This is a genomic window from Citricoccus muralis (assembly GCF_003386075.1).
Taxonomy (GTDB): domain Bacteria; phylum Actinomycetota; class Actinomycetes; order Actinomycetales; family Micrococcaceae; genus Citricoccus; species Citricoccus muralis.
The window spans coordinates 2193413-2215714 of sequence record NZ_QREH01000001.1 but is presented as its reverse complement, the minus strand read 5'-3'; the positions used below and the strand labels follow the sequence as shown (position 1 = coordinate 2215714).

At 68.9% G+C, this 22302-nt stretch carries 21 protein-coding genes; 11 read left to right on the top strand and 10 right to left on the bottom strand.

Annotation, left to right across the window (positions count from 1 at the left end):
* Positions 1 to 84 precede the first annotated feature (84 nt).
* From C8E99_RS16030 to C8E99_RS09820, 4 genes are all read left to right on the top strand, one after another.
* On the top strand, positions 85 to 990 hold the full coding sequence (locus C8E99_RS16030; RefSeq protein WP_211309017.1) for a TetR/AcrR family transcriptional regulator: 906 nt from the start codon (positions 85 to 87) through the stop codon (positions 988 to 990).
* Positions 991 to 1038: 48 nt separating this feature from the next.
* Positions 1039 to 2307: an acyl-CoA dehydrogenase family protein gene (locus C8E99_RS09830; RefSeq protein ID WP_115932137.1), complete on the top strand. Its 1269-nt coding sequence runs from the start codon at positions 1039 to 1041 to the stop codon at positions 2305 to 2307.
* Positions 2308 to 2386: 79 nt separating this feature from the next.
* The gene (locus tag C8E99_RS09825) at positions 2387 to 2944 is read left to right on the top strand and encodes an acyl-CoA thioesterase (RefSeq protein ID WP_115932136.1); all 558 of its coding nucleotides are present in this window, start codon (positions 2387 to 2389) and stop codon (positions 2942 to 2944) included.
* Between the two features lie 66 nt (positions 2945 to 3010).
* A complete protein-coding gene (locus tag C8E99_RS09820) occupies positions 3011 to 5029 on the top strand; it encodes an FMN-binding glutamate synthase family protein (RefSeq protein WP_115932135.1) in 2019 nt (672 codons plus the stop codon).
* A 12-nt stretch (positions 5030 to 5041) separates the two neighbouring features.
* Here C8E99_RS09820 and C8E99_RS09815 read toward each other — a convergent pair whose 3' ends face one another.
* Both C8E99_RS09815 and C8E99_RS09810 read right to left on the bottom strand, forming a co-directional pair.
* On the bottom strand, positions 5042 to 5947 hold the full coding sequence (locus C8E99_RS09815; RefSeq protein WP_115932134.1) for a LysR substrate-binding domain-containing protein: 906 nt from the start codon (positions 5945 to 5947) through the stop codon (positions 5042 to 5044).
* A 37-nt stretch (positions 5948 to 5984) separates the two neighbouring features.
* Entirely contained in the window at positions 5985 to 7307 is a 1323-nt protein-coding gene (locus C8E99_RS09810; RefSeq protein ID WP_115932133.1) for an MFS transporter, read from the bottom strand.
* A 111-nt stretch (positions 7308 to 7418) separates the two neighbouring features.
* On the opposite strand from C8E99_RS09810, the gene C8E99_RS09805 reads away from it, so the two are divergent.
* Positions 7419 to 7889 (top strand): DUF3237 domain-containing protein, encoded by a 471-nt coding sequence (locus tag C8E99_RS09805; protein ID WP_115932132.1) that lies wholly within the window; start codon positions 7419 to 7421, stop codon positions 7887 to 7889.
* Positions 7890 to 7898: 9 nt separating this feature from the next.
* Here C8E99_RS09805 and C8E99_RS09800 read toward each other — a convergent pair whose 3' ends face one another.
* Complete coding sequence (locus tag C8E99_RS09800) at positions 7899 to 8927, bottom strand: Lrp/AsnC family transcriptional regulator (RefSeq protein WP_115933386.1); 1029 nt, start codon at positions 8925 to 8927, stop codon at positions 7899 to 7901.
* A gap of 145 nt (positions 8928 to 9072) precedes the next feature.
* Between C8E99_RS09800 and C8E99_RS09795 the strand changes: the two genes are divergently transcribed.
* The 3 genes from C8E99_RS09795 (at position 9073) to C8E99_RS09785 (ending at position 11948) form a co-directional block, all read left to right on the top strand.
* The gene (locus C8E99_RS09795; protein WP_115932131.1) at positions 9073 to 9852 is read left to right on the top strand and encodes a DUF5058 family protein; all 780 of its coding nucleotides are present in this window, start codon (positions 9073 to 9075) and stop codon (positions 9850 to 9852) included.
* Positions 9853 to 9904: 52 nt separating this feature from the next.
* Positions 9905 to 10660: a hypothetical protein gene (locus tag C8E99_RS09790; RefSeq protein ID WP_211309016.1), complete on the top strand. Its 756-nt coding sequence runs from the start codon at positions 9905 to 9907 to the stop codon at positions 10658 to 10660.
* A gap of 112 nt (positions 10661 to 10772) precedes the next feature.
* On the top strand, positions 10773 to 11948 hold the full coding sequence (locus tag C8E99_RS09785; RefSeq protein ID WP_115933384.1) for an amidohydrolase: 1176 nt from the start codon (positions 10773 to 10775) through the stop codon (positions 11946 to 11948).
* An 82-nt stretch (positions 11949 to 12030) separates the two neighbouring features.
* On the opposite strand, the gene C8E99_RS09780 is transcribed toward C8E99_RS09785, so the two are convergent.
* Together C8E99_RS09780 and C8E99_RS09775 are read right to left on the bottom strand one after the other, a co-directional pair.
* On the bottom strand, positions 12031 to 13095 hold the full coding sequence (locus tag C8E99_RS09780) for an amidohydrolase family protein (RefSeq protein WP_115932130.1): 1065 nt from the start codon (positions 13093 to 13095) through the stop codon (positions 12031 to 12033).
* Between the two features lie 53 nt (positions 13096 to 13148).
* Positions 13149 to 14204: an ABC transporter substrate-binding protein gene (locus tag C8E99_RS09775; RefSeq protein ID WP_115932129.1), complete on the bottom strand. Its 1056-nt coding sequence runs from the start codon at positions 14202 to 14204 to the stop codon at positions 13149 to 13151.
* Between the two features lie 158 nt (positions 14205 to 14362).
* Here C8E99_RS09775 and C8E99_RS09770 point away from each other — a divergent pair, with 158 nt between their 5' ends.
* Both C8E99_RS09770 and C8E99_RS09765 read left to right on the top strand, forming a co-directional pair.
* Positions 14363 to 15121 carry an IclR family transcriptional regulator gene (locus tag C8E99_RS09770; RefSeq protein ID WP_147301216.1) on the top strand — a complete coding sequence of 253 codons (759 nt, stop codon included), beginning with the start codon at positions 14363 to 14365 and terminating at the stop codon, positions 15119 to 15121.
* On the top strand, positions 15118 to 16356 hold the full coding sequence (locus C8E99_RS09765; protein WP_245952239.1) for an MFS transporter: 1239 nt from the start codon (positions 15118 to 15120) through the stop codon (positions 16354 to 16356). Before C8E99_RS09770 ends, C8E99_RS09765 begins: the two co-directional genes overlap by 4 nt.
* A 40-nt stretch (positions 16357 to 16396) precedes the next feature.
* Here C8E99_RS09765 and C8E99_RS09760 read toward each other — a convergent pair whose 3' ends face one another.
* Positions 16397 to 17623: an MFS transporter gene (locus tag C8E99_RS09760; RefSeq protein WP_245952237.1), complete on the bottom strand. Its 1227-nt coding sequence runs from the start codon at positions 17621 to 17623 to the stop codon at positions 16397 to 16399.
* A 116-nt stretch (positions 17624 to 17739) separates the two neighbouring features.
* Between C8E99_RS09760 and C8E99_RS09755 the strand changes: the two genes are divergently transcribed.
* Complete coding sequence (locus C8E99_RS09755) at positions 17740 to 19074, top strand: MFS transporter (RefSeq protein WP_115932127.1); 1335 nt, start codon at positions 17740 to 17742, stop codon at positions 19072 to 19074.
* 33 nt (positions 19075 to 19107) lie between these two features.
* Here the strand turns inward: C8E99_RS09755 and C8E99_RS09750 are convergent, their stop codons facing one another.
* From C8E99_RS09750 to C8E99_RS09735, 4 genes are all read right to left on the bottom strand, one after another.
* Positions 19108 to 19419, bottom strand: a complete 312-nt coding sequence (locus tag C8E99_RS09750) for a hypothetical protein (RefSeq protein ID WP_115932126.1) — start codon at positions 19417 to 19419, stop codon at positions 19108 to 19110.
* Between the two features lie 71 nt (positions 19420 to 19490).
* Complete coding sequence (locus C8E99_RS09745) at positions 19491 to 20651, bottom strand: Ig-like domain-containing protein (protein WP_115932125.1); 1161 nt, start codon at positions 20649 to 20651, stop codon at positions 19491 to 19493.
* A 223-nt stretch (positions 20652 to 20874) separates the two neighbouring features.
* On the bottom strand, positions 20875 to 21879 hold the full coding sequence (locus C8E99_RS09740; RefSeq protein WP_115932124.1) for an aldo/keto reductase family protein: 1005 nt from the start codon (positions 21877 to 21879) through the stop codon (positions 20875 to 20877).
* 127 nt (positions 21880 to 22006) lie between these two features.
* A complete protein-coding gene (locus tag C8E99_RS09735) occupies positions 22007 to 22210 on the bottom strand; it encodes a cold-shock protein (RefSeq protein ID WP_115932123.1) in 204 nt (67 codons plus the stop codon).
* Positions 22211 to 22302: the final 92 nt, after the last annotated feature.

Below are 22302 nucleotides of genomic sequence, written 5' to 3'. Positions count from 1 at the left end.
CGTCCTGCGACCACGTCGACACTCCCGCCCAGCTCGCGGACCACCGGCTCTGCCGGTTGTTCGACGCTGGATAGAGTCGGGCGCATGACTCTGGAACCTGCGCAGTCCCGATCCGTCGAGGTTCGATCCCTGGTGGTCGAGGCCGCCGTGGAACTCTTCAGCGAGCGGGGCTTCGAGGCCACCAGCGTGGACGACCTGGCACGCGCCGCCGGGCTGTCCCGTTCCACCTACTTCCGTCAGGTCGGCGGCAAGGAAGATGCAGTCTTCGCGGACCACCCGCACCTGATCGAGGAGCTCGCCGCGTGGATGGACGAGCAGCCGAGCGATCCCTGGACCACCGTGTGCGCCGCCTCGGAGCGGGTCTTCGCGCACCTGTCCGAGGACCTGGAGTTGGCGCGCCGCCGGTATGCCGTGGTCGGCGGGGTGCAGGCCCTGCGCGACCGCGAGATCGTCACGGAACGCCGCTACGAGCAGCTCTTCTCCGGGCATCTGCGCCGGACCGTGCCCGGCCTCGAGCCCGTGGACGCCATCGGGTTCGCCGCCCTCGTCACGGCCACCCACAACCACTTCCTGCGCCAGGCCGTCCGCAGCGGTGGCGACGGGGGCAATGGTGACAGTGGGGATATGGAGGGCAGCGGGGGCACTGCCAGCAACGGTGACAGCGGTGGCCACGGTGACAGGGAAGCGGCCGCCCAGCTCACGGCGCGCTATGCGGAGGCGCTGGACCGGGCGCTGGCCATGGTCCGGCTGCGTTTCGGGGTGGGTTCCCCGGCGGATGCCGAGACGGGGGCCGGTCCGGGGCATGCACCGCACCCCGCGGACGACGCCGGCGCGGCAGCGGGTGCGGACCTCGCCGACGACTCCGGCCGGGTTCCGGACCCCGCCCTCGTGCCCGGCCAGGTGGTGGTCGCCAGCTTTCCCACGACGATGCCCTCGGGCGAGGTGCTGCGCCGAGTCCGCCAGGCGCTGGAGTCGAACGCCTCCAGTTGAAATTGAGTGCCACTAGTTCTGACACGCAGTCCCACCTATGCTGAGGGGATGACTGAGATCCCTGCCCGCACCGAGCGTGCGCCCGACGCCGCCGGATCACCGTTCCCCGGCGCCACCGAACCCGCCTATGACGTCACCAGCCCGCTGGACATCGACTACTACGGCGCCTTCCGGGCCATCCCCGCCGCGGACCGCGAGATCTGGGAGCGGACGCGCAAGGCTGCCGCCGCCGTCGCCGATCAGATGGCTGAGGGCTGGGACCGTCATGAATACCCGATCGAGGCGGCCACCAGCCTCGGGCGTCACCAGCTGTTCAACGACGGGCTAACCCATCCGGACCTGGAGCAGTTCTCCCCGCTGGCCACCGGCCTGGTCAACATGGAGCTCTCCCGCGTGGACGGCTCCCTGGGCACCGTGCTGGCGGTCCAGGGTGGGCTCGCCTTGCGCACCCTCGTGTACTTCGGCAGTCAGGAGCAGCAGGAGCGGTACGTGAAGCGCATCGCCTCGGGGGAGGTGCTCGGATCCTTTGCGCTGACCGAACCGGACCACGGTTCCGACTCCTCGGGACTGGCCACCCGGGCCACCCGCACCGGGGCCGGCTGGGTGCTGCGGGGCGCCAAGAAGTGGATCGGCAACGGGGCCTCGGGCGGCGTGACCTTCGTCTGGGCGCGCGTGGACTCCGAGGGCGAGGAGGACCACGGAGCGGTCCGCTGCTTCCTCGTCCCGCAGGAGACCCCGGGCTACCGGGCCGAGGTCATCGCCGGCAAGGGTGCGTTGCGTGCCATCGACCAGGCTCTGATCCACCTGGACGACGTGGAGTTGCCCGAGGAGGCCCTGCTGCCCGGCGCGCACTCGTTCAAGGACACCTCCAGGGTCCTCTATGCCACCCGCGCCGGCGTGGCGTGGTCCGCGCTCGGCCATGCCACGGCCTGCTTCGAGTCTGCGCTGGCCTACTCGCAACAGCGGGTGCAGTTCGGCAAGAAGCTGGCCCAGCACCAGATGGTCCAGGAGAAGCTGACCCGGTTGCTCTCCCACCTGGTGGCCATGCAGATGTACTGCGTGAACCTGGCACACCTCGAGTCCGAGGGCCTCCTCCGGCCCACCCAGGCCTCCCTGGCGAAATACCACAACACCCGCACCGCCCGCCTGATCGCCTCCGAGGCCCGGGACATGCTCGGCGGCAATGGCATCCTGCTCGAGAACGGGGTCATCCGCCACCAGGCGGATATCGAGGCGATCCATACCTACGAGGGCACGGAGTCCGTTCAGGCTCTGCTGATCGGGCGCGACCTCACCGGGTTCAGCGCCTTCGCGTAGGCCGGTTCAGCACACGGATGTCCAGACCGGTCGTCGGACTTGGTTTACTTGTCAGTAACATTGCTGGCACGATGAGTCCATGCACCTGATCTTCCGTACCCTGCTGTTGCTCATCACCTCGCGGCGCCGCTCCAAGCTGGGCGTCTGGGACAGTTCCTCGCTGCCGCTGAGGGCCCTGCCGACCGACGTGGACATCGCGGTGCACGTCAACAACGGGATGTACTTCTCCCTCATGGACCTGGGCCGCTTCGACCTGATGGTCCGTGCCGGTGTCTGGGACCTGATGCGGAAGAAGAAGTGGTCGCCGGTGGTGCAGGCCGAACAGATCGCCTTCCGGAAATCGGTGAACCTGTGGCAGCGCTACACCTTGGAGACCCGGATCATCGGCCTGGATGACAAGTCCATCTGGTTCGAGCAGCGCTTCGTGGTGGACGGCGAGGTCTACGTCAGGGCCCATGTCGCCACCCGGCTCCTTGGTCCCGACGGCCCGGTGTCCAACGAGGAGATCCTGACTGCGGTCGCCGAGGAGCTCGGTCAGCCGAAGCCAGCCGAACTCGAGTTGCCTGAATGGCTGCACGAGTGGCGCACCAACGTCGCCCTCCCGGGCTCCCGGAAGCCGGCCCCTCACCTCTGGTGACCTGAACGGGGGAGGCCGCGCGCCGCCGTCGTGCGTTCTGCGTCACGTGGGTGCAGGATGGGAGGCATGAACAACCGCCTCCTCATCATCGGCGGGCTCACCACGCTCGTCCTCATCCTGGTCATCGCCTACCTGGTCGGGTTCTGGGCGTGGATCTTCCTCTGCCTGGTCGCCCTGCTGCTGGTGGGGCTGGCCATCTGGGACTTGACCCAGAAGCGGCATGCGATCCTGCGGAACTTTCCGGTGATCGGGCACATGCGGTACCTGCTGGAGTCGATCCGTCCGGAGATCCAGCAGTACTTCATCGAGCGGAACTTCGACGGAAAGCCATTCGACCGGGACACCCGCTCGATCGTGTACTCGCGGTCCAAGGGCGCGGATGACCACAAGGCCTTCGGCACCGAGCGGGACACCGGTCGGATCGGCTACGAGTTCCTCCTGCACTCCACGGCCCCCGTGGCGCCGCCGGAGAAGATCCCCACTGTGCGGATCGGCGGCCCTGACTGCCGCCAGCCCTATGACCTGTCCCTGATGAACATCTCGTCCATGTCCTTCGGCTCGCTGTCCAAGAATGCGGTGGTGGCCATGAACAAGGGGGCCGGCCTGGGTGGGTTCGTCCACGAGACCGGCGAGGGTGGGCTGACGAAGTATCACCGCGGCAATGGGGCTGACCTGTTCTGGGAGATCGGCTCCGGCTACTTCGGCTGCCGCACCGAGGCCGGCCGGTTCAACCCGGAGAGCTTCGCGGAGAAGGCCACCCTGCCGGAGGTCAAGGGCATCACCATCAAGCTCTCCCAGGGGGCCAAGCCCGGGCTCGGTGGCGTGCTGCCCGGCCCCAAGGTCACCCCGGAGATCGCCGAGGCGCGCGAGGTGCCGGTCGGCGTCGACTGCATCTCCCCGGCCTCCCATTCGGCCTTCAGTACTCCCCGGGAGATGGTCCGGTTCATCGGCCAGCTGCGCGAGCTCTCCGACGGCAAGCCGGTCGGCATCAAGTTCTGCGTGGGCTCGCGCACGGACGTGCTGGCCATGTGCAAGGCCATCTGGGAGGAGCGGACCGCTCCGGACTACATCATCGTGGACGGCTCTGAGGGTGGCACCGGCGCCGCCCCGCTGGAGTACTCCGACCATGTGGGCACCCCGCTGACCGAGGGCCTCATGCTGGTTCACAACGCCCTGGTCGGGACGGGCCTGCGGCACATGGTCAAGCTGGGCGCCGCCGGCAAGGTCGCCACCGGATCGGACATCGTCAAACGGCTGATCCAGGGCGCCGACTTCACCATGTCCGCCCGCGCCATGATGATGGCCACCGGATGCATCCAGGCCCAGAAGTGTCACACGAACCACTGCCCCGTGGGCGTGGCCACGCAGGACCCGCGGCTGACGCCGGCGTTGGACGTGGAGGACAAGTCGAAGCGCGTGCACAACTACCAGAAGCTCACCGTCCGCGAGGCCGTGCAGATCATGGCGTCGATGGGCCTGAACCACCCGTCCCAACTGAACACCCGCATGCTGCGCCGCCGCGTGGACCACCTCAACACCCGCTCCTACGCTTCCATCTACCACTGGCTGCGTGAGGACGAACTGCTCAACGAGCCGCCGCGCGGCTGGGCCGCCGACTGGCGGGAGGCGGACGCCGACCACTTCGGCGAGCATGCCCCCGTCGGCTACCTGACCGAGCCGGATCCGCAGTGGCGTAACGAACTGGACGTGCAGACCTCCGCGATGTCCCTCGGCGACCTGCGCGCCTCCCTGCGCTCCGGTGAAACGCAACGGCCCGTCCCGACGCCGGCCGGTTCCGCCGGTGCCCATGCCGCCGTGGGAGCGGGGCGCGGCGGGGAGCCTGCTCGGAAGGCGGCCGCCAGCTCGGCCGCAGGCTCAGGCTCGGGTACCAACTCGGCCGGCGATCGCCGTGGCGAGGGGCAGAGCGAGGGGGAGGGCGAACCGCGTTCCGAGGGTCGCCCGCCCGAGCGGAATGCCGAGGAGAAGGACATCGACGGCGCGCGGCCCCGGCGCTCCGGCTCGGACACCGGATCCACCCCCGTGGTCAGCAACGAGCCCCGGCCGGAGGGCCGGCTGGGGTCCTGACCGGCCTCGCCATCACGGCGCCGGCGCAACCTGCGGACCCAGGGCGATGGCCAGGTCCACGAAACTCCGGCCCGGGGCGGGCAGCCGCCGCCGTTCCGACCAGGCGATGGACGCCCGTTCCAGGTGGGGCTCGGGGTCCAGGGGGACGCAGGCCACCGGCAGTCCCTCATAGGAGACATCGTGCCGGGGGCGCTGGATGAAGATCGAATAGCCCAGCCCGCGGGCCACCAGGGACCGGATGAGCTCGAAGTCCGGGGACTTCATCCGCACGTTCGGGGCCGCGCCGTGGTGGGCGAAGTAGGAGAGGATGTCGTCGGAACTGGGGGAGACGTCCATCAGCAGCAGGGGCTCCGCCGCCAACTCGGCCAGGGGTGCCCGTCCCCGCTCGGCGAAACGGTGGTCGGCCGGCAAGAGGGCATACATCGTGGTGTCGTAGAGGCGTGCGGATCCGAGTCCGGGCAGGGCATGGAGGTTGTACGCCAGGACCACGTCCAGAATGCCGAGGGAGAGCTGCTCCACCAGTTCAGCCCGGTTCCCGGTCGTCACGGAGACGGTGACGCCGGGATGCCGCGCGGCGAACTCGGACCACAACGCGGGCAGGACCGTCGGTGCCAGAGACCGGAAACAGCCGACGGCGAGGGTGCCGCCGAGCTGCCGGTCGCCGTCGGGCACCTCAAGGTCGAGCGCCTGGTCCAGCACCGAGCGCGCCCGGATGAAGAAGTCCTCCCCGGAGGCCGTGAGCACCACGCCCTCGGCCTTGCTGCGGTGGCACAGCACGGTGCCGGAGATGCGCTCGAGGGTGTCCAGGGCTTCCGTGACGGAGGTCCTGGACACCCTCAGTTGGGCGGCTGCGGCGCTGATGCTGCCGGTCCGGGCCACAGCGCAGAAGTGTTCGAGCTGGCGCAGTGTCAGTCGCACCCGTCCCCGTCTTCCTGCCGGACTGGTGCCGGCGGGTTCAGCGGAGGTCGCGGCGGGCGGTCTCCGGCATCTTGATGATGACCACCACGCTAACCAGGCAGAGCAGGATCATGTAGCCCACGAACAGTCCGTGCATCCCGATGCTGGACAGCCAGGTGTTCAGGTAGGGTGCCGTGCCGCCGAAGATCGCGCCGGAGGTGGCGTAACCGACCCCGATCAGGGTGGCCCGCAGCTTGGTCGGGACCAGCTCGGCGAAGACGGCACCGAGCGGGGCACAGTTCGCGGCCAGCAGCACGGACCCGGCAGCCATGGCCAGGAACAACATGACGGGGCTTGGGCCGAGCATCCACTCCAGGGGGAAGGCCACGAGCGCGAATCCGGCCGCGAAGACCATCAGCACCGGTTTGCGGCCGAAACGGTCGGAGAGTCTGCCCATCACGGGGATGGCCACCAGGAACACGGCCTGTCCGCACAACCCGGCCACCAGGGAGGCGTTCGGATCCATGCCGAACTCGCGGGAGGCGTAGCCGGGGGCGAAGATGAACCAGGTGTAGAAGGCCACCACGCCGGAGATCGTCAGGCCGACGATCTGCAGCAACGGCTTCCACTCGCGGCCCAGCTCGGAGAAGACCTCCCGCAGGGACTGGGAGTCCACGCCCTCGCGTTCGTCGCGCTCCTTGCGCTCGGTATGGACTTCGGACTCATTCATGGTCTTGCGGATGTAGAGGGCGTAGACCCCGAGGACGGCGGCAATCGCGAAGGGGATGCGCCAGCCGAACTCGGCCATCTGCGCCTCGGAGAGCAGGGCGGTCAGCAGCACGCCGACGCCGGTGGCGAGCATGGTGCCCACTCCCACGCCGAGCCACGGGGTGGAGGCCCAGAAGCCGCGCTTGTCCTGCGGGGCGATCTCCGCCAGATAGGTGAACGCGCTGCCGGTCTCGCCGCCATGCGACAGGCCCTGGATGAGGCGGGCCACCAGGAGGACGACGCCGGCCCACACGCCGATCGCATCAAAGGTCGGGGCGACGGCGATCAGCAGGGAACCGAACGAGGCCAGCAGGATGGCCAGGGTCAGGCTGAACTTCCTCCCCTTGTCATCCGCCAGCCGGCCGAACAGCCACCCGCCCACCGGGCGCATGAGGAAGCCGACCGCGAAGACGGCCAGCGTGGAGAGCAGGCTGGAGACCGGGTCCTCGGCGCGGAAGAACTGGGCGGCGAAGAACGGCGCGAAGATCGCGTAGATGTTCCAGTCGAACCACTCCAGGGCATTGCCGATGTTGACGGCGACGAGGTCCCGGGGCCGGCCGGCGCGCCGGGGGCTCGCGACGGCGGTGGGCTGGGAGACGGTGCTGTGATCCATAGCACCTCATGGTGCCCTCGATCATTGTGGATCTCAATGGAATTCGCTGTGCATCGGATGCACGGAGGATGTGCATGGCGCCCCGCGCGGGCGCCCCCTACCGTGGGGTGCATGACGTCTGCGCCCGCCCCGCCCCAGCTCGAGTTCCTCGCTACCGTGGCCGTGGAGGTGACTGCTCCCGTGGAAGTCGGACGGACCCACCGCGGCCTGCGCCGGATCATCCCCATCTCCGGCGGCACCGTCACCGGGCCAGGGCTGACGGGGCGCGTCCTGCCCGGTGGGGCGGACTTCCAGCTCATCCAGTCGGACACGGCCTCGGACCTGGACGCCCGGTATGTCATCGAGACCGACGACGGCGCCCGGCTCTACGTCATGAACGCCGCCTACCGCACGGGCTCGGCCGCGGACATCTCCGCCCTGGCCCGCGGTGAACGAGTGCCCGCCGAACGGATCTACTTCCGCTGCGCGCCCCGCTTCGAGGTGGCCGGCGAGGCCTGGTCCTGGCTGGAGTCCACCGTGGTCGTCGGCTCCGGCCGCCGCGAGCCCGACCGGGTCATCATCGACCTCTGGACGGTTTGCTGAGGGGCTGAATCAATCCCAGTGGTGGCCCACCTCGACGAACTCCTCCTGACGCCGCCCGTCAGTGTCCAGACGCCACCCGGCACGTTTGGGGATGTTCGAGATGATGACGGTCTCGCGAATCTCCAGGCGGGGTAGCATCTCTGATGCCCGCCGCTCCAGGGCCATGATGTCCGTGGGCGATCGGTGCCACGTCATGAACATGAAGTTGGAGCGGCCCGTCGTCGAGGCGCACAGGCGCAGGGCGCCGAGCCCCGCCAGTTCGGCGGCTGCCGCATCGTGGTCGGCGGCCGGGAGCCGGGCGAACCATTGGCACATCACGGGGTAGCCCGTGGCCCGGTGGGACACGTCGCAGCGAAAGCTCAGGGCGCCCGAGGCCAGCACCCGCTGGAGCCGGCGTCGTGCCGTGGCCGGGTGTAGGCCGGTGGCCTCGGCGACCTGTGCCGCGGAGGCCCGGCCATCGCGGCCGAGGACGCGCAGGATGGGGCCGAAGTGCGGCGGCGGAGGGCCGGGGTGCGCCTCGGGTGCCGGCGGCGGGCCGGCGGCCGAACGGAGTGCACGCCGCTGAAGGGGGCTCAGGGCATCGAGCTCCCAGTTGGCCGCGGTGCGGTGCAGACGGGTACAGAAGGTGGACTCGTAGCCGGACAGGTGGGGAATGTCTTCGAGCTGCGGATAGACGATCTCTGTGAGCTGGGTTGGATCGGGGGAGATGACGGTCAGCATGAAGTCCCGGTCCCGGTGGCACTCCTCCACCGAGAACACCTCCGGAATCCTGCCGATGGCCTCCGCGACGTGCCGCCGGTGGCCGGGCTGGCACCGGACGTCATGGAAGGACAGGGCCATTTGGTCCGGGTGCCCCAGGGGATGGGCGGTGATCCAGGCGGAGCCGCTGCGCTCGAGCCGGCGCCACCGGGCGGCCAGTGAGGTCGGATGCTGGCCGAGGATCTCGCCCAAGGCCGTCCATAGCAAGCGCGGACCGATCTGCAGGGCATGGATCAGTTGGAGATCGCCTTCGTCCAAGAGGCGGGCAGCATTGTTCATGATCTGCCCCAAGCGACCGAAGAGTGTGAATTTTCTGCGATTGTCCGTGAAGTGATGTAGCGCACACCACAATGGTAGCGACCAACTGCACCAATCAGTTTCCGGGCTCCGAACTGGAACCGAACTCACGAATCGAAGGACCGCCATGATCGCAGCAGCAAGCGCGGCCGCCGCCCAGGCCGCCGACCCGAGCTCGGATCCGAATGCTGTGTTGGCCCTGGCCAACATGCCCGTCCTCTGGATCTGCGCCCTGGGTGTCTTCCTGGTCATCGCCGTCCAATCGGTGATCTACATGATGGCCGCCCGCAAGGCAGCACCGGCCGCCGGACTGAGCCAACAGGAGTTGAAGACCACGTTCCGGACCGGGGCCATCGCCGCGATCGGTCCCTCGCTGGCGGTGGTCCTCGTCGCCGTCGCCCTGCTGGCTCTGTTCGGCACCCCGGCCACCCTGGTCCGCATCGGCCTGATCGGATCGGTGCAGTATGAGACGGCCGCCGCCAGCATCGCTGCCGGGACGGTCGGCGCCGAGCTGGGCGGTCCCTCCTATGACCAGCAGGCGTTCGCCATCATGTTCTTCGCCATGAGCCTGGGCGGGGCGATGTGGATGCTCTCCACCCTGATCCTCACGCCACTGCTGAAGAAGGGCGAACACCGCATGGCCAAGGTCAATCCGGCCCTCATGACCGTGGTTCCGGCCGCCGTCCTGCTCGGGGCCTTCCTCTCCCTCGGCTTCGCCGAGGTGCCGAAGAGTTCCGTGCACGTGATCACCCTGGCCGCCTCGGCGCTGGTGATGGGAGTGTGCCTGCTGCTGGCCCGTCTGCCGGGGATGCGGTGGCTGCGCGAGTGGGGACTCGGCATCGCCATCCTGCTCGGCCTCGCCGCCGCCTACCTCGCCCAGTCCGCTGGGCTCGCGCCCGCCGCCTGAGCCCGACCGGCCCGCACACCCCCTTGACCTCCCTTCATCGCCAGGAGTCCTGATGACCGCACCATTCACGACCACACCATCCAGTGCCGCCTCCGCCACCGCCGCGTCGCCGGGCAGCATGGCCGAATTCGATGCCACGACCTCGCGGTGGGGCCGGTTGACCATGCTCGCCGGGCTGGTCTTCTCCCTGGCCGGCCCGCTCTACCTGGTCTTCTTCGCGGACCTCGGCGTGACCGCCACCGCCCTCTTCACGGCCTTCGCCGCCGTGGCCGGCACCTTCTTCGTCATCTGGATCATCGAGCCGATCACGTATTTCCCGATCCTGGGCCCGGCCTCGATGTACCAGGCGTTCATGATCGGCAACATCTCCAACAAGCTGCTGCCCTCCGCCCTCATCGCCCAGGCGCGGATCGGCGCTAAGCCGGGGACGCACCGCGGTGGGCTGGCTGCCGTCATGGCCATCTGCGGCGCAGCCTTCGTGCACCTGCTCTCCCTGCTCGTGTTCGTGGGGATCCTCGGCACCTGGCTCATCAGCGTGATCCCGGAATCCGTCACGGACGTGGTCCGGGTGTACGTCCTGCCCGCCGTGCTGGGTGCGGTCATCATCCAGGCCATCGTGTCCCTGAAGCAGGTCCGTGCCACCGCGGTGGCCGCGATCGTGGCCGCCCTGGTGCAGTTCGTGCTGGTTCCCCTGGTGCCCGCCCTGGGCATGGCCGCCACGGCGATCTCCGTGATCGTCACCCTCGTGATCGGCTGGTACGTGCGCAAACGCGAACCCTTCGAGCCCGCAACGCCCGAGTCCGCCTGACCAGCCCTGCTGGACATCTCCCCCACTCCGAAAGGCCACCGTGCAGTCCCAGAACCACCCCGATCCGTCCGCCGCCGACTACCCGGAGATTCCGGCCGAGCTGCGCCAACGCATGCTCGCCTTCTACCGGCATCTGCACGCGAACCCGGAGCTGTCCATGCAGGAGCACGCCACGGCGGCGTTCATCGAAGCGCACCTGGACACGCTGGGCATCGAGCACTTCCGCTGCGGGGACACCGGCGTGGTGGGCGTGTTGCGCAACGGTGCGGGGCCCGTCGTCGGGTTCCGGGCGGACACGGACGGGCTGCCGATCCAGGAGGACTCCACGGTCGACTATCGCAGCACCGCCCGCGGCACCCTGGCCGACGGAACCGAGGTTCCGGTGATGCACGGCTGTGGCCATGACACCCACGTGGCGGCGCTTATGACCGCCACGGAGGTGCTGGCCGCGCGGCGAGAGACCTGGTCCGGGACCGTCGTGTTGATCTTCCAGCCGGGTGAGGAGACCGCCGCCGGGGCGCAGGCGATGGTGGAGGACGGCCTCTGGGACCGTGCCCCACATCCGGAGATCATCTTCGGCCAGCACGTCATGCCGGGCCTGGCCGGCACGGTCGAGGTGGTCGGCGGCCCCGCCATGGCCTACGCGGACTCGTGGAAGGTCACCCTGCGCGGGGAGCAGTCCCATGGGTCCCAGCCGCAGAACTCGATCGACCCCATTGTGCTCGGCGCCCACATCGTCACCCGGCTGCAGGGGATCGTCTCCCGGGAGATCTCCGCCCTTGAGTCCGCTGTGGTGACGGTGGGCACCTTCCACGCCGGGCTCAAGGAGAACATCATCCCGGACTCCGCCGAGTTCACCCTCAACGTGCGCACCATGGACGACGAGGTCCGCACCACGGTGCTGGCCGCCCTCCGGCGCATCATCTCCGCCGAGGCACAGGCCTCCGGGGCGCCCGAGCCGGTGATTGAGGAGCTCTACCGCTTCCCCCGGAACGTCAATGACCCGGAGGCGACGGCGGCGCTCGTCGAGACCCTGCGCGGCACCCTGGGTGCCGGGAGCGTCACGGAGGGGGAGCCCAAGATGGGCTCGGAGGACTTCGGGACCCTGCCGGGCGCGCTGGGGGTGCCCAGCGTGTTCTGGTTCTTCGGGGGATTCGCTGCCCAGACCGTGGATGCCGGAACCATGCCCGTCAACCACTCACCTCGATTCGTCCCCGTACCCGAGCCAACCCTGTGGACTGGGGCGACGGCGGCGCTCGCCGCCCTGCGCTCGAAGCTCGCCTCCTGATCCTGCCGCTCTGCTTTCAGTCGAGTTGGGGTGGGTGCCGGGCGAAAATACCCACCCCAACTCGACTGAAAGCGTGGGTGGGTCAGAGCTCGAGGTTGAACACCCGGGTGGCGATGCCCTCGAAGAACTCGAACTTCTCCTCCGCTGAGATCGGCAGGTTGTCCTGCAGGGCCACCTCGGACGGCTCGTACTGGTACGGGTAGTCCATCGCGTACATCACGCGGTCCGCGCCCATCATCTGCCGGACAAACATGACCTCGTCATGCCAGGGCATGCCGCTCGTGGTGATCCAGACATTGCGGCGGATGTACTCGGAGGGCTTCATCGGCAACGGCTTCACATGCGGGTAGCGGCCCGTGGCCACCTGCTTGCCGTACATGTAGTCGATCCGGTTCAGCCAGAATGGGACCGCCTCGCCGAGGTGGCCGACCACCATCGTCAGGTTCGGGAAGCGCTCGAACACCCCGGAGACCACCAACCGCATCAGATGCAGGCCGGTCTCCACCCCGAAGCCGTACATCGAGCCGTCCAGGCCGCGGTCATGCAGCGGCTTGAACAGGCTGGCCGAGGGAGCATTGGGGTGCAGGTAGACCGGCACCCCGAGTGCCTCGGCGGCCTCATAGAAGGGCAGGAACTCGTCCGTGTCCGTGTACCGGTCCCGCACATGGGAGTTCAGGATGGCCCCCTTCAGACCCAACTGCGTGACGGCCCGCTCGAGCTCGGCGGCGCCGGCATCGGGCGCGGAGAACGGCACGGCGGCCAGCCCGGAGAAACGGTCGGGCCGCTTCCGGACGATCGTGCCGAGTTGGTCATTGGCCAGCTGCGCCAGTTCAGTCGCTTGCACCGCCGGTAGCGGGTTGGTGCCCGGGGCGGTCAGGGACAGGATCTGATGGTCGACGCCGGCCGCGTCCATCTCCTTCAGTCGCACCCCCTCGGTGTCCGCCATGCGCTCGCGGATATACCGGGGGCGGTCTCCGTCCCCAAGGACGTAGTAGCCCATGAGGCTCATGAGCCCCGGATCGTCCTCCGGGTGGTCGCCGAGAATCTCCCGGAACAGGTCGAACATCTCCGGCGGGGCCCAGGCCTCCTCCGTGGCGATGCGCCGGTAGGGGCGGGGTGCGGGGCTGGCAGTCGTGTCACTGGTCATGTGCTGGGGTCCTCAGGTCTCTCGGGTCTCTCCGGTGGGGTGGACGGGGTGGCTCAGTCCGTGGGCGCGGTGACGATGTCCTCGACGGCGATCTCCTCGTCGATCAGTCCGTACCGGACCATGCGCTCGTTGAGGAACTGCAGGGTCTCCAGGTCCACCGATGCGTCCCAGGCGGGCAGGTGGATCTGGCCGGCGAGGTCGGGCTCGATCGTGGTGACCTCGGGCAGCGCCTCGCGGAAGGCGTCCGGATCATCGGCAATGGCCTGTCCGGTGGCGTTGATTCCCCGCTGGAACGCCTCCACCGTCTCCGGGTTCTCGGCGGCATACTCCTCGGAGGTCATGTAGGTTCCCACCATCATGTTCGGGCGGGACTCGGCGTAGGGGCTGGCGACCTCCGTGGCGCCCTGGTCCACGGCCATGGTGACGAACGGTTCGATCAACAGGGCTGCGTCCACCTGCCCGTTGGCCAGGGCCGGGAGCATGTCCGAGAAGCCCATCTCGGCGAACTTGACCTGAGTGCGGTCAGCGCCCGCGTCCTCCATCAGCGTCATGATGACCACGTCATTGATGTTCTCCAGCGTATTGACCGCAATGGTGGAGCCTTCCAGGTCTTCGACCTCCTCGACCCCGCTGGAGGTGGACGCCATGATGCGGGCAAAATCGTCCTCGGGAGCCTCCATGGTGCGGGTACCGGCGGCCACGATCGAGATGGGGAGGCCCTTGCTGGCGGCCAGGATGGCACTGACGGTGTTCGAGCCGGCGAACTGGGTCTCTCCGTTGACCACGGCCGGCACGGCAGCGGCGCCGCCGATGCTCACGTCCACCGTGACCTCCAGGCCCTCCGCCTCGAAGTAGCCCTCGTTCACCCCGTACTGGAGAAAGGCCGAGGGCATGCCGGCCGTGTCCGCCACCCGGACCTTCGTGGTGTCCGCCGCCCCATCCGTTCCGGTAGCGGCGCCCTCGGCGGGCGACCCTGTTCCGGCGCCGGACTCCTGGCCTGAGGTGCCGCCATCGCCGCAGGCGGTCAGCAGCAAGGGTGCTGCCAGCAGTGGTGCCAGCCAGCGGCTGCGACGCCGGGTGCTCGTCCATGTCCTCGTGGTGGTTCTCATCGGGGCTCCTCGTTCGTACTGGTGTGGATGTCCAGGCTGCAGTGGATGGTGACTCCGGTGTTTCCAGAAGCGTAGGATGCGAGAGCATCAGGCGGAACGAATAGTCACAATGTTCTGCTGTGGGGAACAGCCGCCCGGACGGGAACGAGGAGGATGCCATGACGGAGATCAGATCCGTGGTCCACGCACTGACAGTGGTGGACCGCGTCATGGCGGAGGGGGGCGTCCGCGTGCGGGAGATCGCCGAGGACCTCGGCATCGCCCCGTCCAGCGCCCACCGCCTCCTGGGCACGCTGGCCTCGCGGGACTATGTGGTCCAGGACCCTTACAGCCGCGTCTACCGGCCGGGTGCCGCCCTGCTCTCCCTGGCCGGTGGCGGGATGGAGAACCGGGAGATCCGGCGGTCCGCGCACCGTCCCATGGAGTCCCTGGCCGCGGCCACGGGGGAGTCGGTCTCCCTGTCCGTACTGGTCCGCTCCGAGGTCGAGTTCGTCGACGGTATCGAGTCCGCCCATGTTCTCCGCGCTTCTCCTCGCATCGGCGCGCGGATACCGGCCTACGGCACGGCCGGAGGCCGGGTGATGCTGGCAGATCTGGCCCCGGCCGACGTCGCCGGTATGTTCGGTGGTGGTCTGAAGAAGCTGACGGACCACACCGTGGACACCATGCCGGACCTGGCGGGGATGCTGGCTAGAATCCGACAGGCTGGCTACGCGGTGTCCCGCGGCGAGAGCACGGAGGGGATCTCCGCCGTCGCGGTGCCACTGAGGGATGTCACCGGCCGCACCGTGGCCGGCTTGGCCGTTGTGGCCCCCACGGAGCGACTGCCGGACAACGGGCTGTCAGTCCTCATTGACCAACTCCAGCAGGCCGCCGCGGCGTTTTCCACGTCTTTAGGGAATCGAGGAATGAATTGAGCCAGGCAACGCCGGCACCGCAACCCGAGGTGCCGAAGGCCGGCGCGGCGCTGCTGACCGTGCTGCTCATCGCCATGGGCGTGGGCCCGCTGCTCAACTACGGGCTCTCGGCGACCTCGGACCTGTTGATCCACGAACTCGGGATCTCGGCCGGTCAGTTCGGTCTCCTCGTGACGGTGCTGTTCGTCAGCGCCGCCGTCTCTTCCATGGCGATCGGGCGGCTCGCCGACGTCCTCAGCATCCGCAGCCAGCTGATCTTCAACTACGGCGGAACCGTGCTGGCACTGCTGATCTCGGCGCTGGGCCCGCAGTACTGGACCCTGATCGTGGCGTGCATCCTCGTCGGGCCGGCTCAGGTGATCGCCAACCCGACCACCAACCGCGTCATCTACTCGTCCGTGCCCGCCGTCAAGCGGCCCGGCTGGATCGGGGTCAAACAGTCCGGGGTCCAGGCCAGCCAGCTGGTGGCCGGGCTGCTCTTCCCGGCCGCGGCCCTCTGGGCCGGTTGGTCCGGTGCGGCGCTCGCCGCCGCAGTGGGGGTGCTGGTGCTGCTGTGGTGGTCGCTGCGCCACATCCCGCCGGAGGCCCCCACGGACTGGGCGGCCGTCCGCAGTGTCCTCGCGGACCGGCTCCGGCGTCGGCGCTCCGGCTCGACGGCTTCCCTGCCGGTCCAGGTCTGGCTGTTCGCCGCTGTCGCCTTCTTCTCGGGCATGGGCACCCAGGCCACCAACGTGTACCTGCCGCTGTTCGCGGTACGGGACCACGGCTACAGCCTGCTCATCGGCGGCCTCGCGGCCGGACTCTCCGGAGTGGTGGGCGTGGCCAGCCGCATCTACTGGGGCCGTGCCCTGGGTGCTGGGCGCCGGCCGGGCACGTTGCTGCTGCTGATCTCCTCCGGCGCCCTGCTCGGCATGGCCTGCATGGCCACCTCATCCCTCTGGGACCAGCCCGCCCTGTTCTGGGCCGGGGTCGTCCTGCACGGATTGACCGTGCTGGGCACCAATGTGGTCGTCAACGCGGGGACCATGCAGGCCGTGGACGCCACCCGGATCGGCGCGGCCAGCGGCACCACCACCATGGGCATGTACGCGGGCTTCGCCGTCGGTCCCGTGGGGATGGGCGCGATCGTGGAGCTGACCGGTGGATTCGTCCTCGGCTGGGTGCTGGTCGGCGTCGCCTATGCCGTCCTGCTGGGCCTGGCCGTGGCCATGGTCCGTACCACCCGCCGGGGCTGAGCGGTCCGGGGCTGAGCGGTCGCGGCCCTCGTGGCGCTGCTCAATCCCGCGGCGCGCTTGGTGTTGTCGCGCCGCCGGCACGGCGGCGGCCGTGGGCGAACCAGTAGACCACCATGGCCAGCACGAGGAACCCGGACAGCATCAGGTACATCCCGGAGAACCCGGTGGCCGGCAACAGGGCGCCCAGCACCACCGGGCCCAAACCGGTGCCGATGTCCAGCATCAGGAAGTACGTGGAGGTGGCCACGCCGATCTGGAAGGGCGGCACCACAGTGGCCGCCACCGACTGCAGGGAGGTCAACAGGGCCCCGAAGCCGAGGGCGCACAAGGCGGCTGCCACCAGGAATCCGCCGTTGGCCGGCCAGAGGGCCAGCACCGCCATGCCGGCCACGAGACACGTCAGCAGGGGGAACACCACGGAGTTGTCGCCGTACCGGTCCTGCATGGTCCCCACCACGAACCGGGAGAGGACCAGGACCACGGCGTAGACCATGAAGAAGGCGCTGGCGATCGTGGGGCTGATGCCCTGCTCCTGGGCATAGCCGTTGAGGAAGGCCAGCACCCCGGAGTAGGCCAGGCCGGCCATGAGCATCACGAGGGACACCGGCAGGGCCGGCAGGGAGACCAGCCCACGCAGGGAGAACCGCGGGCGGACACCATGCTGCTGGTGGTGCTGCGCCCGCGGAAGCCGCACCACCAAGCCGGCCACCAGGCCGCAAACCGAGAAGGCCGCGCACAGGTAGAACAGGGAGTCGAAGCCGAACCGGTCCGTGAGCTGGAAGGCCAGCAACGGCCCCAGGGCGGTGCCCACCGTGGTGGACGTGCCGAACCAGCCGGTGCCCTCACTGCGGCGTCGCGGCGGGATCATCCCCTGGACCGCGGCGGCGAGCACCGTGCTGGCCCCGCCGAACGCCAGCCCGTGGAACAGGCGGACGGTGATCAACAGGCCGAGGTCATCGGCCACCAGGTACAGAGCCGAGGCCATGAGGAAGAGCGCCAGGCTCGTGACGAGGACCCTCTTGCGCCCGATGATGTCCATGGCCTGGCCGGTGAACAGGCGGGACACCACGGCGCCCAGGACGAAGGCGCTGACCGCCAGGCCGGCCAGGATCTCCGTGGCCTGGAACTCGTTCACGGCGTAGAGGGCCATGGCCGTGACCAGTAGGTAGAACACCATGGCGATGAACAGGTTGGTCACTGCGGCCAGGATGAAGTTCCGGCTCCACAACAGCTGCGGAGGCTGCGGGACGCTGGATGCGGAGGACACGAAAAGGACCGGCTTTCTGAGGTGTGGGAGGGGGCCACGGCGAGGGCAGGGCCGTCGTCATTCTAGTCCGGGGCCAGGAGCCGGCCCGGGGCGGAGCGAGGACTACTCTGGAGATCATGGCAAACCGCGGAAACCTGACCTGGCTCTGGGTCATGATCGCCGCAGCCGTCCTCACACAGACCGCCCTGAACCTGTTGCGGCCCGTCACGAGCTACAAGCTGTTGGCCCTGGGCGCCGGAGAAGCGACGGTAGGCCTGGCCACCGCTGCGTATGCCATCCTCCCGTTGGTGTTCGCGATGTCCCTGGGGCGGCTCAGCAGTCGGCTGCCCACCCTGCGCGGCATGATCGCCCTGGGGGCGCTGGTGCTGGGACTGGGCGGCGTCGGACTGGCCTTCGGTTCCACCGTCGCCGTGTTGATGGTGTCCTCGGCCGTGCTCGGCATGGGCCATCTGCTGTTCACGATCGCCGGCCAGACCGTGATCGGCCGGCGAGCCGCCCCGGAGAACATGGACGCGGCGTTCGGGTGGTTCACCGCCGCCTTCTCCGTGGGACAGATGTCCGGACCGTTGATCTCCGGGCTGATCCTCGGCAACGCCACCCTCAGCGAGGCCACCCACAGCGCGGAGTTCGACGGACGCATCGACGGGGCGCTGTGGCTCGGTGCGATCTGTTCCCTGCTCGCCGTGCCGGTGATGTACCTCATGCGGGCTGACGGCGGCCGCCGCTCCCGGCGCCTGCCCGCGGAGCCCACGGAGGAGCCGGGGGACCCGACCCATGGCCTGGGGGACGAGCACAGCGGGCCGGCGGGGCCGGCGTTGGGCACCGAGACCTCCGTGGGTGCGGGTGATGCGGGTACGGCGGGGCCGGGAAAGCCCACGATGCTGGCCATCTGGCGGGTCCCCGGGATCCCCTCGCACATGATGGCGTCCCTGGCCCTGTTGGCGATGCTGGACATCCTCACGGCATTCATGCCGCTGGTCGGTGAAGCGGCCGGGGTTTCACCGTTCTGGGTGGGCATCCTGCTGGCGGTGCGCGGGGGAGCCTCGTTCCTGTCCAGGATCGTGTTGCCCTGGATGTCCGGGCGGTGGGAGCGGCACCACCTCGTGCTCGTGTCCCTGCTGGCATCCGCCGTGGCCCTGGGTTTCGTCCCACCGGCCCTGGAAGGGTGGCACGCCGTCTGGCTGGCGGTGGTGCTCATGGCCGTCGGCGGCTTCGCCCTTGGCATCGGGCAGCCGCTGACCATGTCCTTGGTGACCCAAGCGGTACCCCCGACCTGGCGCGGACCCGCCCTGGCGTTCCGGCTGGTCGGCAACCGGGTGGGCCAGGTGGCGATGCCGGTGGTGGCCGGACTGGCCGCCGCACCCCTTGGGCCCGCCGGTGGCATCTGGTGCGCCTGCCTGATCCTGGCCGCTTCCGGCACGGAGCGACTGGTCTCCGGCCGGAAGCGCTAGCGGGAGCGCCAACAGGAGCCAGGCCGACCGGTTCTAGACTGTGACGTCTGAGCCTTCCTCGTCCTCCTCATCGTCCCGGCCGGCCCACTCGGAGTCCTCATCCGGCTCGGCTGCACCGCCGGAATCGTCGGAGCTGCCCTCCTGATAGTCCGGGACGCCGTTGTAGTCCTCGTCCCCGTCCAGCAGGAAGGTGTCCCGGCGCAGCGGGTCGATCGCATCCAGTGAATCCGGGTCATCAGAGGAACCGTGGTCCGTGGTCCCGTCGCGGCCGTCGGCGGGCTGCTCCAGGTCGTTCTCGGGTTCTTCGATGAATTGCTGTTCCAGATCGTCTTCGTAGCGGGCCAACTCGAACCTCCTGAATCTCGGGCGGCCCTCCGGCTGGCAATCCGTCCGAACGGCCGCATCGTCCGGTCAGTCTAGTGCCGACGGTCGCCGCGGGGCAGGGCCGCCAGGGCCAGGGCGATGAGGGCGATCATCATGAAGCCCACCCCCGCGAACAGCCACGGAGTGGACCCGGTGTGAGCGGTCCGCTCGGCGGCGGCCACGGGCTCCGCACGGCCAGTGCCCCCGGAGGCATCACCACTGGCGAAGTTCCCGCTGCCGGGACGTGACGTCATGCCCGCGGAGATGCCCGCGATGAGCTTCTCGGCATCTGCCACGGCCTGGACCGGGCAGGCGATGGCGGTGTCCCTGATGATGTTGCTGAGCTTCTGCGCGCTCGGCGTCTCGGCTGCCGGTGCGGAGGGCGATCCGGTGCTAGCCGGTGTCTGGCCGTCCGAACCACCGCTGCTGCCCGGACCGCTGTCCCCTGAGCTGTTTCCCTGCGAGCCGTTGCCAGCGGAGCCGTTGCCGCCCGCATTGCCGGGAGCGGAGCCACTCGGCCCGGATCCTTCGCCGCCGGTCCCGCCACCTCCGTTGCCGTCATTGCCGGGGCCGGTGCCGGGTGCTGCGGTGGGCGCACCGGTGGCCGGCGCCGAGCCGCCTGGCGTGGTCGGATTCTGAGTGGGGCCGGCCGTGGGGGCCGACGTCGGAGCCTGGGTCGGGGTGCCCGACCCGCCGGTCGGCTCCGGGCTGGGCTCCGGGGCGGACGTCGTGGGATCCGGCGTGGGGCTCGGGCTCGTCGGGGTGGGCGTCGGCGTGGGGCTCGGTCCGGACTGCACCAGAATCGAGATCTCGCACTCTGAAGTACCGCCCCGGCCATCGTCCGCGGTGACGGTGATCCAGTCGTTACCGGGAGTGTCGGTGGGCGCCGTGTACGTCACCACGTGACCCTCTACCGAGGCCGAGCCGCCGAGCCAGGAGGTCCCCGCACTCAGGGTGATGGTGTCCCCGTCCGGATCGATGGCATGGATACGTACGGACTCGGTGTCTCCGGTTTGGGTGACGAGGCCGGGACAGTCGATCTCGGGAGGCTGATTGCCACCCGAGGAGGGGGAGGGGGAAGACCCGGGCGGCGAGGGGGCCGGGGCCGCAGACTGCGTGGGACCCGGGGAGTCGCTGGATGAGGGCATCGGGGTGGCCTGCGCGGTTCCGACCAGTCCGGCCAGCACCAGGAGGGTGCCGGCGGTAGTGGCCACGGAGCGTCCGAGGAGCGGGAAAGCTCGACTCGAGGAGGCGTGGTCAGGAGATCGTCCTGCCCTGGTGGTCATGCTCCGGCCCCCGTCGGTTGGCACTTGACCCCGTGTTGCCCGCCCCGTCGAGCAGAACGGGCAACACCGGCTAACTGTGATCATACCGTGATCTATCGGGAAGTCCACATCACGGAAGCATCACAGCAGGAGTGAGTTATGCCACTAGGGGTCAGGCGGCACGGCCCTCCGGGACGGACACGAGTGACGGATCATCCGTGACGACATGGCCGATGGCCGCGTCGATGGCGCCGAGGGCCGCCTGGTCCAGGGTGAAGTCCAGGGCCTTGACGTTCTCGGCGATCTGCTCTGGGCGGGAGGCTCCGACCAGGGCGCCGGCAACATTGGGGTTGGACAGGACCCAGGCGATGGCGAGCTGACCCATGGTGGCGCCGAGCCCGTCCGCGATGGGCCGCAGCTTCTGGACGGCGGTGAGGACCTCGTCCGTCATCTTGCCGGCCATCGAGCGCGCTCCGCCCTTCTCATCCGCACCGCGGGACCCCTCCGGAGCCTGCTGGCCGGGCAGGTACTTTCCGGTGAGGATGCCACCGGCCATGGGGGACCAGACGATCTGGGACAGTCCGAGGTCCTCGCAGGCCGGGATGACCTCGGACTCGATGACGCGCCACAGCATGGAGTACTGGGGCTGGCTGGAGATGAGCTGGAACCCGAGTTGAGCGGCCATGGCGTGGGCCTCGCGGATCTTGTCCGCCGGCCATTCGGAGACGCCGATGTAGAGAGCCTTGCCGGCGCGGACGATGTCCGCGAACGCCTGCATGGTCTCCTCCAGCGGGGTCTCCACATCGAAGCGGTGGGCCTGGTAGAGGTCCACGTAGTCCATCTCCAGGCGCTGCAGGGATCCGTTGATGGACTCCATGATGTGCTTGCGGGAGAGGCCAGTGTCATTGTGGCCCTTGGGGCCGGTGGGCCAGTAGACCTTGGTGAACACCTCGAGGGACTCCCGGCGCTCGTTCTTCAGCGCCTTACCCAGGACGCTCTCCGCCTTGGTGTTCGCGTAGGTGTCCGCCGTGTCGAAACTGGTGATGCCCTGGGCCAGGGCCTCCTTCACACAGGCATGGGCCGTCTCGTTCTCGACCTGGGAGCCGTGGGTGAGCCAGTTGCCGTAGATGATCTCTGAGATCTTGAGCCCGCTGTGGCCCAGGTAACGAAATTTCATGGTTGTACCTTAGACCGGATTCCGTTGCAGTGGTGCGCTGACATGGCGCATTGGTCACAGCAGAACGGCCACCGTCCCCGAGGGGATGGTGGCCGTTCTGGAGCCTGAAGGGTTCAGGCGAGCTCGATCAGAGCGGGCGGACTGCCGCAGCCTGCATGCCCTTGGGGCCCTGCTGGGACTCGAACTCGACCTTCTGGTCTTCCTGCAGTTCGCGGAAGCCATTGCCCTCGATGGCGGAGAAGTGAACGAAGATGTCAGCGGACTGATCGTCCGGGGAGATGAAGCCGTAGCCCTTCTCTGCGTTGAACCACTTGACGGTACCGGTAGCCATGATGGGCCCTTTCCTGAGGTTGTAAACCCATCGGTCTTCCGACGGGGGCGAAGCGGCGTGTGCGAAACCGCTTCCTACAACGCCCCGAGCGG